We start from the raw sequence: 13,431 nt of genomic DNA on the forward strand, positions 1-13,431 counted from the left end.
CAGCAGGGAGACCGGACCCATGGCACACCGCACCTCCCGCCGAATCCCGGCGGCGGCCGCGCTGGCCACCGCGCTGATCCTCGCCACCGCCGGGTGCGGATCGGATCCCGCGCCGGGCCCGCAGCCCGGGCACGGGCTGACCGGCGCGCTACGGAACCTGAAGAACTGGAAGTCGGCGGACTGGGCCGCCTGGGCGCACCAGCACGCCTTCACCAACCAGATCGCGAAGGACCTGTGGTCGCCCGACGCCCTGAAGGCGCCCGCGCCCTCGCCCGCTCCGGCGCCAACCCCCAGCAAGTCGGCTGACGACCAGAACGACCCGCTGCCGCCCGCCGCCCCGGCGCTGGCCGAGCAGCACCCGTACCCCGCCCCGCTCGCGGTCTTCGGCAGGATCGTCGCGAAGAGCCCGCAGGGCACCTACGTCTGCTCGGGCACGGTGGTCTCCGACCCGCAGCATCCCGGCAGGAGCAACCTGGTGTGGACCGCCGGCCACTGCCTGCACGGCGGCAAGGGCGGCGACTGGCTGAAGAACATCGCCTTCATCCCCGCCTACAACGACTCCGGCGCGGCCAGCGGCGGCCGGTCGGCGCCCCTGGCGCAGGTCGCCCCCGACGGCCGCTGGTGGGCGAACTACGCGACGGTGGCCCCGCAGTGGATGGCGGAGGGCAGCGACGACAGCGGCGGCGCCGTCAACCAGTACGACTCCGGGATCATCCGGGTGACCGACCCGGACCTGCCGGGCGAGTCCCTCGAGCAGGCCGTCGGCGGCTCGGTCCCGATCTGGTTCAACGCCCCGCGCGATCGGATCGGCGCAGTGACCGCCTACGGCTTCCCGGCCGGCCCGCCGTTCGACGGCCAGGAGCTGGAGCACTGCACCAGCGCCCGGGCCTCCCGGCTCTCCTACGACCCGACCCGGCCGACCATGCTGACCATCGGCTGCGCGATGACCGGCGGCGCCAGCGGCGGCGGCTGGCTGGCCACCGGCCCGGACGGCAGGCCCGCCCTGGTCAGCAACACCTCGATCGGCCCGACCCCGGCGTCCTGGCTGGCCGGTCCGGCGCTGGACGACCAGGCGGCGCAGATGTTCGACTTCATGACCCACCTGGCCTGACGCTGGCCTGACGCCGCCGCGTACGCCGAAGGACCCCGGTCTCGTGACCGGGGTCCTTCGGCGTACGGATGATCAGCGCTGGACGGCCACCGCGTAGCGCTCCAGCTCGGCGGCCAGCTCGGCGGCCACCTTGGCGCGCAGCAGCGTGCCGTCGCCGGTGTGCTCGGTCTCCAGCAGCTCACCCTCGGCGTGCACCCGGGAGACCAGGTCACCGCGGGTGTAGGGGACCAGCGCGTGCACCTCGACAGCGGGCCGCGGCAGCTCGTCGTCGATCAGCTTGAGCAGCTCGTCCATGCCCAGACCGGTACGGGCGGAGACCACGATCGCGTGCGGCTCGCGGCGCAGCAGGCGCTGCAGCACGTGCGGGTCGGCGGCGTCTGCCTTGTTGATGACCACGATCTCCGGCACGTGCTGCGCGTCGACCGAGACGATCACCTCGCGGACCGCCGCCAGCTGGGTCTCCGGCTCGGGGTGCGAGCCGTCCACCACGTGCAGGATGAGGTCGGCGTCCGCGACCTCCTCCATGGTCGAGCGGAAGGCCTCGACCAGATGGTGCGGCAGGTGCCGGACGAAGCCCACCGTGTCGGCCAGCGTGTAGAGCCGCCCGCCCGGGGTCTGCGCGCGGCGGACGGTCGGGTCCAGGGTGGCGAACAGCGAGTTCTCCACCAGGACGCCGGCGCCGGTGAGGCGGTTGAGCAGCGAGGACTTGCCGGCGTTGGTGTAGCCGGCGATCGCGACCGAGGGAACCTGGTGGCGCTTGCGCTCCTGGCGCTTGGTGTCCCGGCCCTTCTTCATGTCGGCGATCTCCCGGCGGAGCTTCGCCATCTTCTCGCGGATCCGGCGCCGGTCGGTCTCGATCTTGGTCTCACCCGGACCACGGGTGGCCATACCGCCGCCACCGCCGGCCGAGGAGCCGCCGCCACCACCCATCTGACGGGAGAGCGAGGCACCCCAGCCGCGCAGGCGCGGCAGCATGTACTGCATCTGGGCGAGCGAGACCTGCGCCTTGCCCTCTCGGGACTTGGCGTGCTGGGCGAAGATGTCCAGGATCAGGGCCGTCCGGTCGACGACCTTGACCTTGACCACGTCCTCCAGGTGGATCAGCTGGCCCGGGGTGAGCTCACCGTCGCAGACCACGGTGTCGGCGCCGGTGCTCGCGACGATGTCGCGCAGCTCCTTGGCCTTGCCGGAGCCGATGTAGGTGGCGGCGTCGGGCTTGTCGCGGCGCTGGATCACGCCGTCGAGCACCTCGGAACCGGCCGTCTCGGCGAGGGCGGCGAGCTCGGCGAGCGAGTTCTCCGCCTCCTGGACGCTGCCGTCCGTCCAGACGCCGACCAGCACCACGCGCTCCAGGCGCAGCTGGCGGTACTCGACCTCGGTGACGTCCTGGAGCTCGGTGGACAGGCCGGCGACGCGGCGCAGCGAGGCGCGGTCGCTGCGGTCGTACTGGTCGCCGTCGTAGCTGTGGCCGAAGTCCTCGTCGATCGCCGCAAGGTCCTCGTCCATCAGGGCATCGGCCCGGAGGTCAGCGGGTCGGCGGGAACTGCGGCCGGCGGACTCGCTGGATTCGTCGCGGGTGTCGAACGTGGAGGTCATCGTGTCCTTAGCTGGCTACTGGTGGTGGGCGTCCGGTGCCCCACTCGTCCCTGAGAACGCGGCGGGGTCACCGTGAATTCCCCACGATGGTCGCACGGGCGGTGCGGCCTGGTCACCAGTATTTACCACCGTGCCGCGACTGTGCGGGCGCAGCCGCGGCGGCCTGGGCGCCTCCTCGAGCCCGGGGCGGCGCACGTCGTAGACGCCGGAGACCCGGAGCATGGCGCGCATCACCACCGGCAGCGTCTGGGCGTCCGGCAGCTCGACGGTGTAGGTGTGGCGGACCCGCAGCTCCTGCGGCGGCTCGACCACCGCCGAGACGATGTCCAGGCCGGTGGCGGACATCGCGGCGGTCAGGTCGGCCAGCAGCCGGGGCCGGTTCAGCGCCTCGGCCTGCAGGGTGACCCGGTAGGTCACCGGCCGGTCGGTCGGCGCACCGGCGCCGGGGGCCCAGCCGAGCTGGACGGGCCCGCGCCCGGACGTGCGCATCCGCTCTCCGGTAGGGCAGTCGGCCCGGTGCACGGCGATCGAGCCGCCGCGGATCTCGAAACCGGTGACCTGGTCCGGTGGAACCGGGGTGCAGCAGCGCGCCAGCCGGACGGCCGCCCGCGGGTGCCCGGGGACGAGCACCGGGCGCGACCGCCCGCCCGGCACCCGGCCCGGCTCCTGAGCGGGGGCAGCGGGCGGTGCCGACGGCTCCAAGGGCTCGGATGCCTCGTCGGCGTGCGCGGGGTGCTCGGCGAGCCAGCGTTCGATGGCGATCCGGGCCCCCGCCGTGCGCGCGTGCTCCAGCCACTGCGGGCTCGGCCCGGAGGGCTCGCCCTCCCCCGGCGGGTGCACCGCCTCGGTGAGGATGCCCACCACGTCCCCGTCGCCCAGCGGCGTGGAGAGCGCGACCAGCCGGCCGTTGACCCGCGCGCCGATACAGCGGTGGCCGATCTGCTCGCCGAGCTGGTACGCCGCGTCCACGCAGCTGGCCCCGGCCGGCAGCACGACGGTGTCGCCCTCCTCGGTGACGGCGGTGATCTCCCGGTCGCCGGAGAGGTCGGCGGTCAGGGTGGACCAGAAGGCGTCCGGGTCGGGCGTCTCCTGCTGCCACTCCAGCAGGCGGCTGAGCCAGCCCGGCCTGGCCGGGTCGGTGCCGTCCAGCTCGTCCCCCTCACCGCCCGGTTGCTCGAAACCCGACGCCTGCGGGCTGCCGAGCGCGACCACGCCGAACTCGGCGACCCGGTGCATCTGCGGGGTGCGGACCAGCACCTCGACCGCGGCGCCGTCGACCGAGACCGCCGTGTGCAGCGACTGGTAGAGGTTGAACTTGGGTGCCGCCACGAAGTCGGTGAACTCGCCGGGCAGCGGGGTCCAGCAGGTGTGCAACTCGCCGAGGACGGCGTAGCAGTCGGCGTTCTCCTCGACCACCACCAGCAGCCGGGCGAAGTCCGCCGGGTGCGCCGGCGACGGACCGGTGGCGGCGCCGCGCTTGAGCAGCATCCGGTGCACCGACACGCAGTGCCGCGGCCGGACGGTGACCTCGGCCGCCACCCCGGCCTCGGCCAGCTGACGGCGCAGCGCGAGGGCGAACGGGGGGAGCAGCTCGTCCTGTTCCGCCTCGTGGCCGGCCACCAGCGCACGGGTGCGGGCGTACTCCTCGGGGTGCAGGGTGGCGAAGACGATGTCCTCGAGCTCGGTCTTGACCACCTGGATGCCCAGCCGCTCGGCCAGCGGGATCAGCACGTCACGGGTGACCTTGGCGATCCGGACCTGGCTGGCGGGCTTCATGTGACGGATCGTCCGCATGTTGTGCAGCCGGTCGGCGAGTTTGATCACCATGACCCGGACGTCGTCGCCGGTGGCGACCAGCATCTTGCGGAAGGTCTCCGCCTCGGCCGCCGCGCCGAAGTCCACCTTCTCCAACTTGGTGACGCCGTCGACCAGATAGGCCACCTCGGGGCCGAAGTGGGCGGCGACCTGATCGAGCGTCACCTCGGTGTCCTCCACGGTGTCGTGCAGGAGCGAGGCGACCAGGGTGGTGGTCTCGGCGCCGAGCTGAGCCAGGATCATGGTGACGGCCAGCGGGTGCGTGATGAACGGCTCGCCGCTCTTGCGCTTCTGGCCGCGGTGGCTGGCCTCGGCCGTCCGGTAGGCGCGGCTGAGCAACGCGAGGTCGGCCTGCGGATGGTGGCGGCGGTGCGCCTGGACGATCGGCTCGATGGCGTCCGGCACCGGCGGGCGGCCGGTGGCGAGCAGGGCCGCGCGCCCGGCCCGGCCGAGTGCGGCACGGCCGAGGCGGCGTCTGGTCTGCGGGGGCGCGGGCGGGGTGGGCTGGCCGGTCTGTGGCCGGCCGGTCTCGACGGTCATGGCAACCTCCGGCAGCGGGCACCGGAGCGACGACTGCCCCGGTGGTCCATGCTACCGAGGACAACACGTTCCGCGAGGCTGCGCTTCCGGTCTGTCATCCGGATCACCCGAACGGGCGGATTCGCAGCCCCGCGGAACGGGGTAAAGGGTCTCCCTTACAGCCAGGTCGGGTCGAAGGTACCGCTCGCCACGATCACCGCGGGCCCGGTCATCTCGACTCGGCCGTCCGGGTGCTCGGTGATCACCAGGCGCCCGCCGGGCAGGTCGACCGTGTAGCTGACGGGCTGTCCGGTGACCGCCGGGTCGACGCCGTCCCGGCGGGCCGCGGCGACGGCCACCGCGCAGGCGCCGGTCCCGCAGGAACGGGTCTCGCCGGAGCCGCGCTCGTGCACCCGCATCGCCACGTGCCGCTCGCCGCGGTCGACCACGAACTCGACGTTGACGCCCTGCGGGTAGACCCCCTCCGGGGCGACCAGCGGCGCGTCGAACAGGCTGCCGGCCTCGGCGAGGTCCGCGACGAAGGCGACCGCGTGCGGATTGCCCATGTTGACGTTGCGGGCCGGCCAGTGCCGCTCCCCCACCGTCACCTCGATGCCGTCCGGGCCGGGCAGCGCGACGCGGCCCATCTCCACGGTGATCTCGCCGGGCGCGCCGTCCGGCCCGTCCTCGGCGACCAGCGCCCGGCGCAGGCCGGCCCGGGTGGCCACCGCGATCGGACCCGGCTCGGCCAGTCCGGCGTGCACCAGGTAGCGGGCGAAGACCCGGACGCCGTTGCCGCACATCTCGGCGATGCTGCCGTCGGAGTTGCGGTAGTCCATGAACCATTCGGCCTGGTCGGCCAGGGCCACCGAGGCCTCGTCCTTGGCCGCGCGGACCACCCGCAGCAGGCCGTCCCCGCCGAGGCCGGCCCGCCGGTCGCAGAGCCGGGCCACCTCCTCGGGACCCAGGTCGAGCAGGCCGTCCGGGTCGGGGAGGATCACGAAGTCGTTCTCGGTGCCGTGTCCCTTGAGGAAGGGGAGGCCGCTGGGTCGCTGAGTGGTTTCGCTCACCCTGCCGATGGTACTGACCGGCCGCGGGGCGGCGTCAGCCGCGCAGGTGGACGACGCGCCAGACGGCCAGCGCGAGTGCCGCGCAGACGATCAGGGTGTAGACCACGATGGACCGCCAGCTCGCGCGCCGACCGGAGCCCCGGCGGGGCAGCCCGGGCCAGGCGTAGCCGGCGCGTCTGGCCGCCATCGCGCCCCAGCCGAGCGAGGCGGCGGTGAGCAGCAGGCCGAGCATCGCGACCATGGCGGCGCCGCTGCCCGAACCGAAGGCCAACGGGAAGGCGAACATCAGCGAGCCGACGATGCCGATCACTGCTATCGGCAGGATCTGCCACCAGCGCAGCCGGCGGCGCGGGCGGATCTCCCGTTCGAGCAGCGGGGAGTCGTCCGGCAGACCGCGCGGTGCGTCGGGGTCCGCGGCGAGCAGCAGCTCGGGCGAGGGCAGCACGAAGGGTTCGTCCGCAGCGAGGCGGAACTGCTCGGTTTCAGGGCCGGGACCCGTGGACACGCGGCCTCCCCTGACAGTTCGACGCGAGTACGAACTCTCGAACGGCGGGACCGGCCCGCGCGACTGGCCCCTCTTGGGTTCGATAATGGCATGTCTCGGCTCGCTCACAGCGCGTAGCGCGGGTCACCGGATGATCCGTGGCCAGGACGTGATCCGCCTGTAACACCCGCCTCGCCGTGCACCTGCAGACGCGTGAGCAGGTGCACCGGCGGATGGCCGGATCCGGTCGCCGGAACCGGCCGGACGCCGGCTCAGGATGCCGCGCCGATCAGTTCCAGCGAGCGTTCCAGCAGGTCGGCGGGGTCCGCTCCGGCGGGCCTGGCGAGCCAGTGGATCCGGTCGTCCCGGCGGAACCAGGACTCCTGACGGCGTGCGAACCGCTTGGTGGCGCGCACGGTCTCCTCGCGCGCCGCCCAGTCGGTGCACTCGCCCGCGAAGTGCGCGAGCACCTGCTGGTAACCGAGCGCCCTACTGGCCGTCAGGCCCTCGCGCAGTCCGGCCGATTCCAGCGCGCGGACCTCGTCCAGCAGACCCGCCTCCCACATCCGGTCGACCCGCAGCGCGATCCGGGCGTCGAGTTCGGGCCGCGGCACGGCCACCCCGATCTGGACCGCCCGGTAGACCGCCGTGTTGCTGGGCAGGCTCGCGGTGAACGGCCGGCCGGTGATCTCGATGACCTCCAGCGCCCGGACGATCCGCCGCCCGTTACTGGTCAGGATGGCGGCCGCGGCGGCCGGGTCGAGCGCGGCCAGTCGGGCGTGCAGGACGGCCGGGCCCTCGGCGGCCAGCTCGTCCTCCAGCCGGGCACGGACGGCCGGATCGGTGCCCGGGAACTCCATCTCGTCGATCGCCGCGCGGACGTACAGGCCCGAGCCGCCGACCAGCACCGGCGTGCGCCCGGCCGCCAGCAGCCGGTCGATCTCGGCCCGGGCCAGGCGCTGGTACTCGGCGACGCTCGCGGCCTCGGTCACCTCCCAGACGTCCAGCAGGTGGTGCGGGATGCCGCCGCGCTCGGCGGTGGTGAGCTTGGCGGTGCCGATGTCCATGCCCCGGTAGAGCTGCATCGAGTCGGTGTTGATCACTTCGCCGCCGAGCGCCCGCGCCAGGGCGACGGCCAGGTCGGACTTGCCGGCCGCGGTCGCACCGACCACCGAGACCACCGGGAGGGGGGAAAGAGAGCTGCTCACCCGCCCAGTCTCGCAAAAGGACGGCGCCGACCCGAACGGGGGACGTGACCGGCCACCGACCCGCTCGTTGGCCGGGTGGGCGGCACCCTGCACCGGCTCGCCGCAGAACCGGCCGGGACCGCCGCAGACCGCGTAGGTTGGGAGAAGATATGAGTGTTTTGAGCTGGTTCCGCCGCCGTGGATCCGGGGTACGGGCCATCGAGGACCAGGCGGGCGGCGCGATCGCCGTCCTGGACCCGCAGGACCGGACCGAGCAGGAGCCCGCCGGCGACGAGGAGCAGCAGTCGCTGCACGGCGTCCCGGCCGCCCGGACCGCCCCGGACGCCGATGTCGTGCTCGAAGCCGCGGACGCGGCGCAGAGTGGTGCGGTGGCGGACGACGAGGTGCCGGCGGAGCGGGACGAACTGATCGTCGCGGTCCCGTCCGACAGCCCGTCGGACGCCGCCGAGCTGCTCTCCGCCGCGCCCGCGGAGCTCGCGGCGGCGCAGGTCCGGGTAACGGCCGAGCACAGCCACCAGGAGAGCCGACCCGAGCGGCCCGACACAGGAGACGAAGCCATGGGCGTGATGGACAACCTCAAGGGCAAGGCCGAGGAGCTCAAGGAGAAGGCCAGCCACCTGGCCGGTCAGCACGTCGAGAAGATCGACGAGGTGGTCGACAAGGCCGGCGAGGCGATCGACAAGGCCACCAAGGGCAAGTACAGCGACAAGATCGCCAGCGGCACGGAGAAGGCCAAGGGCGTGGTCGACGACTTCGCCGAGAAGCCGGACCGGCCCGAGCAGGGCGACACCCCGCAGTCCTGACGTCCGAACGCGGCGGGGCCGGAGAGCACGCTCTCCGACCCCGCCGCGTCGTCAGCTCCAGGTGGCCACGAAGTAGCCGACCCCGTACGGCGCGTCCTCATAGCGCAGCCGGCCGCCGAGCCCGGCGTCCTGCGCGGCCCCGGCCAGCACCTGCCAGGGCGCGCGGCCCTCGGCCAGCAGAGCGGCGGAGAGCGCGGGGTCGAGGGCGGCCAGCGCGGCGGTGTCGGCCGCGCCCAGCGCCCGCGCGACCTGCGCGTCGTACGCCTCGGCCCGGTCGTCCAGGTAGCCGGGGGCCTTGACGGTGCGGCAGGCGCTGCCGTCGCCCAGTACCAGCAGTCCGACCCGGTCCGCCAGGCCGGCCAGGCCCTTGCCCAGTCCGAGCAGCCGCTCGACGGGCGCGTCGGCCGGTACCGCACAGGCGTGCGTCGGCAGGGCGGCGCCGGCCTGGTCCAGCAGCCAGGCGCCGACGGTCAGGGCCGGGCTCAGCGGCGGCCCGTCGACCCCGCCGGAGGGCAGCCGGACGGCGAGGTCGACGCCGAAGCCGCGCAACGTGCCGGCCCCGCCCTCCGTCCACACCTCGGCCTCGGCGCCGGACCCGACCAGCACGAGCAGTTCGGGTCCGGCCGCCAGCAGCTCGGCGACCGCCTCGGCGCAGGCCGCGCGCAGGGCGTCGAGCTCGGCTGCGGCACCCGAGGCGACCTCGGGCACCAGCAGCGGCGGACAGGGGCAGACGGCGGCGGCAACCAGCATGTCGATCACTCTAAACCGCGAGCGGCCCCCGGATCAGTCCGTGCTGCAGCAGGCGCCCTCGGTGGCGGGGGCGCTCAGCACCGGCACACCGACGGTCGGCAGGCCCAGCATGACGCCTGCCGGCTTGGCCGCCGGCGCCGCCGTGCGCCGCTCCCAGGCGTCGCCCGCCCGGGTGCGGCGGACGGCGAGCGTGGGGCCCTCGGCGAGCAGGTGGTGCGGGGCCGCGTAGGTGATCTCCACGGTGACCACGTCCCCCGGGCGCACCGGATCGGCCGGCCGCTCGAAGTGCACCAGCCGGTTGTCGGGCGCCCGGCCGGAGAGCCGGTCGGTCCGGTTGTCCTTCTTGCCCTCGCCCTCGGCGACCAGGATCTCCAGGGTCCGCCCGACCTGCTTCTTGTTCTCCTCCCAGGAGATCTCCTCCTGGAGGGCGATCAGCCGCTCGTATCGGGCCTGCACCACGGCCTTCGGGATCTGGTCCGCCATCTCGGCGGCCGGGGTCCCGGGGCGCTTGGAGTACTGGAAGGTGAAGGCATTGGTGAAGCGGGCCTGCCGGACCACGTGCAGGGTCTGCTCGAAGTCCTCCTCGGTCTCGCCGGGGAAGCCGACGATGATGTCGGTGGAGATCGCGGCGTCCGGCATCGCGGCGCGCACCTTCTCGATGATCCCGAGGAAGCGCTCCTGGCGGTACGAGCGCTTCATCGCCCGCAGCACGGTGTCCGAGCCGGACTGCAGCGGCATGTGCAGCTGGTGCATCACGTTCGGCGTCTCGGCCATCGCCGCGATCACGTCGTCGGTGAAGTCGCGCGGGTGCGGCGAGGTGAAGCGGACCCGCTCCAGGCCCTCGACCTGCCCACAGGCCCGCAGCAGCTTGGAGAAGGCCTCGCGGTCGCCCAGGTCGGAGCCGTACGCGTTGACGTTCTGGCCGAGCAGGGTCACCTCGATGACGCCCTCGCCGACCAGCGCCTCGACCTCGGCGAGCACGTCGCCGGGGCGGCGGTCCTCCTCCTTGCCGCGCAGCGCGGGGACGATGCAGAAGGTGCAGGTGTTGTTGCAGCCGACCGAGATCGCCACCCAGGCGGCGTAGGCCGACTCGCGGCGGGTGGGCAGCGTGGAGGGGAAGGTCTCCAGCGACTCCAGGATCTCCACCTGGGCCTGCTGCTCGATCCGGGCGCGCTCCAGCAGGGCGGGCAGGTGACCGATGTTGTGGGTGCCGAAGACGACGTCCACCCAGGGCGCCTTCTGCACGATGGTCGCGCGGTCCTTCTGGGCCAGGCAGCCGCCGACGGCGATCTGCATGCCCTTCCTGGCGGCCTTGGCGGGGGCGAGCTGGCCGAGGTTGCCGTACAGCTTGTTGTCGGCGTTCTCGCGCACCGCGCAGGTGTTGAAGACCACCAGGTCGGGGTCGCCGCCCTGGTCGGCCTTCACGTATCCGGCGTCCTCCAGCAGGCCGGACAGCCGCTCGGAGTCGTGGACGTTCATCTGACAGCCGTACGTGACGACTTTGTAAGTTCGCAAGCTCTCTCCCATACCCACGACAGCAAGGGTACGGGCAGCCCGGGCAGCCCCAGAAGGGGCGCTGCCCCGGGGCACCCCCTCCCGGATCCCGCGCGCGCCTGGCAGGATCCCCCCATGACACCGAGCACCGGACGCATGCGCGCCGCCGCGCGCAACCGGCTCTGGCGGGCGGCCGCGGCGCTCCTGCTGGTGGTCGGAGCGCTGGCCGGCTGGTGGCTGGACGGCGGCGGCACGGCCTCCTACCCCAAGGGCGTGTACGGCTTCGCCACCGGCGTGCAGAGCGGTGTCTACGACAAGTACGGCCAGCTGCTGCGGCACTACCTGAACGACAAGATGCCCGGCATCCAGCTCCGACTGGACGGCTCGCAGGGCTCGGTGGACAACCTGGAGCGGGTCACCCAGGGCCGCGACGACTTCGCCATCGCCACCGCCGACTCGGTGGCCGACTTCAACGAGACCGGCAGCGACCGGCTGCGCGCGATCGCCCGGCTCTACGACGACTACCTCCAGCTGATCGTCCCCGCCGACTCCCCGGTGACCCAGGCCTCCCAGCTCAAGGGCCTGCGGGTCGGCGTCGGACAGCCCAAGTCCGGCGTGAGCCTGGTGACCCACCAGCTGCTGGCGGCCGCCGGGATCGATCCGGACACCGGGATCACGGCCGAGCCGCTCGGGGTGGAGGACGCCGCGAACGAGCTCCAGTCAGGGAAGATCGACGCCTTCTTCTGGTCCGGCGGGCTGCCCACCGGCGCGCTCACCGACCTGTCCAACCGGTTCCCGATCCGGCTGGTGCCGCTCGGCGACCTGATCGACGCGCTCCACAAGGAGGGCGGCGACACCGGCGCGTACCGGGCCGCCGTGCTGCCCGCCGATGTCTACCCGAAGGCCCAGCCCTTCGGCACCCCGGTGCTGACGATGGCGGTGCCCAACCTGCTGATCACCCGGGCCGACGTCGACCCCTCGCTGGTCGAGACGGTGACCAAGGCGGTGATCGACAGCCGGGACTCGATAGGCCAGCAGGTGCACGCCGCCCAGGTGGTGGACCGCAGCACCGCCGTCTACACCGACCCGCTGGAACTGCACGACGGCGCCAAGCGCTACTACCGCTCCGCCAAACCCTGAGGCCCGCTACAGCAGGGCGCGCGGCACGGTGAAGGTGACGGCCAGCCCGGTCGGCCGCACCGCGGCGAACTCCAGCGAGCCGCCGCCCGCCGTCAGCAGGGTCCGGGCGATCGAGAGCCCGAGGCCGGAGCCGTCCACGTTCTGGTGCCTGGGGCTGCGCCAGAAGCGGTCGCCGACCCGGGCCAGCTCCTCCTCGGTGAGGCCGGGACCGCAGTCCGCCACGGTGACCGCGACCTCCTGCGCCCGCACCTCCACCACCAGCGTCACCCCGCTGCCCGGCGGTCCGAACTTCAGAGCGTTGTCGAGCACCGCGTCCAGCGCGCTGCCGAAGCCGATCGGATCGGCCCAGCCGCGGGCCGACGGCGGGGCCGTCGAGGTCAGGGCCAGGCCGCGCCGGCGGGCCAGCGGCTGCCAGGCGTCCACCCGGGCCAGCACCAGCGCCGTCAGGTCGACCGGCTCCGGCTCTGGCCGGGTGCCCTCGGCGGTCGCCAGACCGAGCAGGTCGTCCAGCACCCGGGCCAGCCGGACCCCCTCCTCGCGCACGCTGCCGAGATCCGCCTCGTGCTGCTCGGGCAGCTCCAGGCCGAGCAGCTCGACCCGCAGCAGCAGCGCCGCGAGCGGGTTGCGCAGCTGGTGCGAGGCGTCCGCGACGAAGGCCCGCTGCTGGTCGAGGACCAGCACCACGTGGTCGGCCATGTCGTTGAACGAGTGCGCCAGCCGGCGCAGCTCGGGCGGCCCGCCGGCCGCGGCCACCCGGGCGTTCATCTGGCCGGTGGCGATGTCGTGGGCCGCCCGGTCCAGGGTCCGCACCGGGCGCAGCACCCACTCGGTGAGCCGCACCGCGAACAGCACCGAGACGATCACGGCAACGGCCTCGCCGGCGGCCAGCAGCATCCAGAGGTGCTCGATCCGCACCCGCAGGGCGTCCGAGGGGGACTCGGTGACGACGACCGCGACCACGTCGCCGTCCCGGATCACCGGGGAGGCGACGATCAGCGTGCGGTCCGGGGTCCACGGCCAGACCTGCGGCGGGTCCTGGCTGCGGCGCCCGTCGGCGGCCTCCTGGACCGCCCGGCCGCCGACGCCGGTGTCGGGGCGCTTCCAGTCGCCGGGGGCGATCGCCAGCACGCTGCCGTCGGTCATGAAGAGGCCGATCTTCACCCCGTAGAGGTCGTGGTAGCGCTGCACCTCGGCCCGCAGCTCGTGCAGCTGGGCGGCGTCCGGCAGCGCGGCGCCGGACGCGGTGTCCTGGCTGGAGTCGGAGCGCGAGGGCAGGCCCTGGGTGGGCACCTCCTGGGCGAACCGGGTGGCGTCGTCCATCCGGTCCACCACCACCTGGCTCTGCTCCGCGGCCGCCATCACGGTGGCCAGCGGCACTCCGAGGGCAGCCATGACGCAGCCCATCAGGGCGAGCAGGATGCCCAGCAGGCGGGTGCGCATG

11 protein-coding genes are annotated in these 13,431 nt (G+C 73.6%); 3 read left to right on the forward strand and 8 right to left on the reverse strand.

Annotation, left to right across the window (positions count from 1 at the left end; translation table 11 throughout):
* Positions 1-19 precede the first annotated feature (19 nt).
* Positions 20-1,111: a hypothetical protein gene (locus tag P3T37_RS27315; RefSeq protein ID WP_280726550.1), complete on the forward strand. Its 1,092-nt coding sequence runs from the start codon at positions 20-22 to the stop codon at positions 1,109-1,111.
* Between the two features lie 72 nt (positions 1,112-1,183).
* On the opposite strand, the gene hflX is transcribed toward P3T37_RS27315, so the two are convergent.
* The 5 genes from hflX to miaA form a co-directional block, all read right to left on the reverse strand.
* Positions 1,184-2,617, reverse strand: coding sequence for a GTPase HflX (gene hflX / locus P3T37_RS27320; RefSeq protein ID WP_280726585.1), 1,434 nt, complete (start codon positions 2,615-2,617; stop codon positions 1,184-1,186).
* Between the two features lie 105 nt (positions 2,618-2,722).
* Positions 2,723-5,062 carry an HD domain-containing protein gene (locus P3T37_RS27325; protein ID WP_280726551.1) on the reverse strand — a complete coding sequence of 780 codons (2,340 nt, stop codon included), beginning with the start codon at positions 5,060-5,062 and terminating at the stop codon, positions 2,723-2,725.
* A gap of 155 nt (positions 5,063-5,217) precedes the next feature.
* Positions 5,218-6,111 carry a diaminopimelate epimerase gene (dapF, locus tag P3T37_RS27330; RefSeq protein ID WP_280726552.1) on the reverse strand — a complete coding sequence of 298 codons (894 nt, stop codon included), beginning with the start codon at positions 6,109-6,111 and terminating at the stop codon, positions 5,218-5,220.
* A 34-nt stretch (positions 6,112-6,145) separates the two neighbouring features.
* Positions 6,146-6,616 carry a hypothetical protein gene (locus tag P3T37_RS27335; protein ID WP_280726553.1) on the reverse strand — a complete coding sequence of 157 codons (471 nt, stop codon included), beginning with the start codon at positions 6,614-6,616 and terminating at the stop codon, positions 6,146-6,148.
* A gap of 251 nt (positions 6,617-6,867) precedes the next feature.
* On the reverse strand, positions 6,868-7,803 hold the full coding sequence (miaA, locus tag P3T37_RS27340; RefSeq protein ID WP_280726554.1) for a tRNA (adenosine(37)-N6)-dimethylallyltransferase MiaA: 936 nt from the start codon (positions 7,801-7,803) through the stop codon (positions 6,868-6,870).
* A 149-nt stretch (positions 7,804-7,952) separates the two neighbouring features.
* Between miaA and P3T37_RS27345 the strand changes: the two genes are divergently transcribed.
* Positions 7,953-8,606, forward strand: coding sequence for an antitoxin (locus P3T37_RS27345; RefSeq protein ID WP_280726555.1), 654 nt, complete (start codon positions 7,953-7,955; stop codon positions 8,604-8,606).
* A 51-nt stretch (positions 8,607-8,657) separates the two neighbouring features.
* Here the strand turns inward: P3T37_RS27345 and P3T37_RS27350 are convergent, their stop codons facing one another.
* Together P3T37_RS27350 and miaB are read right to left on the reverse strand one after the other, a co-directional pair.
* Entirely contained in the window at positions 8,658-9,356 is a 699-nt protein-coding gene (locus tag P3T37_RS27350) for a hypothetical protein (RefSeq protein WP_280726556.1), read from the reverse strand.
* Between the two features lie 33 nt (positions 9,357-9,389).
* On the reverse strand, positions 9,390-10,883 hold the full coding sequence (gene miaB / locus P3T37_RS27355; protein WP_280726586.1) for a tRNA (N6-isopentenyl adenosine(37)-C2)-methylthiotransferase MiaB: 1,494 nt from the start codon (positions 10,881-10,883) through the stop codon (positions 9,390-9,392).
* 102 nt (positions 10,884-10,985) lie between these two features.
* Between miaB and P3T37_RS27360 the strand changes: the two genes are divergently transcribed.
* On the forward strand, positions 10,986-11,990 hold the full coding sequence (locus P3T37_RS27360) for a TAXI family TRAP transporter solute-binding subunit (protein WP_280726557.1): 1,005 nt from the start codon (positions 10,986-10,988) through the stop codon (positions 11,988-11,990).
* Between the two features lie 6 nt (positions 11,991-11,996).
* Here the strand turns inward: P3T37_RS27360 and P3T37_RS27365 are convergent, their stop codons facing one another.
* Positions 11,997-13,430, reverse strand: coding sequence for a HAMP domain-containing sensor histidine kinase (locus P3T37_RS27365; protein WP_280726558.1), 1,434 nt, complete (start codon positions 13,428-13,430; stop codon positions 11,997-11,999).
* Between the last annotated feature and the right edge of the window lies 1 nt (position 13,431).

Source organism: Kitasatospora sp. MAA4 (assembly GCF_029893355.1).
Classification (GTDB): domain Bacteria; phylum Actinomycetota; class Actinomycetes; order Streptomycetales; family Streptomycetaceae; genus Kitasatospora.

Bases quoted from the DNA above. Each gene is read 5' to 3' on its own strand.
- P3T37_RS27350 (WP_280726556.1), bottom strand. From the start codon at position 9,356: ATGCTGGTTGCCGCCGCCGTCTGCCCCTGTCCGCCGCTGCTGGTGCCC.
- P3T37_RS27345 (WP_280726555.1), top strand. From the start codon at position 7,953: ATGAGTGTTTTGAGCTGGTTCCGCCGCCGTGGATCCGGGGTACGGGCC.
- P3T37_RS27365 (WP_280726558.1), bottom strand. From the start codon at position 13,430: ATGCGCACCCGCCTGCTGGGCATCCTGCTCGCCCTGATGGGCTGCGTC.
- hflX (WP_280726585.1), bottom strand. From the start codon at position 2,617: ATGGACGAGGACCTTGCGGCGATCGACGAGGACTTCGGCCACAGCTAC.
- P3T37_RS27360 (WP_280726557.1), top strand. From the start codon at position 10,986: ATGACACCGAGCACCGGACGCATGCGCGCCGCCGCGCGCAACCGGCTC.
- P3T37_RS27315 (WP_280726550.1), top strand. From the start codon at position 20: ATGGCACACCGCACCTCCCGCCGAATCCCGGCGGCGGCCGCGCTGGCC.
- miaB (WP_280726586.1), bottom strand. From the start codon at position 10,883: ATGGGAGAGAGCTTGCGAACTTACAAAGTCGTCACGTACGGCTGTCAG.
- P3T37_RS27325 (WP_280726551.1), bottom strand. From the start codon at position 5,062: ATGACCGTCGAGACCGGCCGGCCACAGACCGGCCAGCCCACCCCGCCC.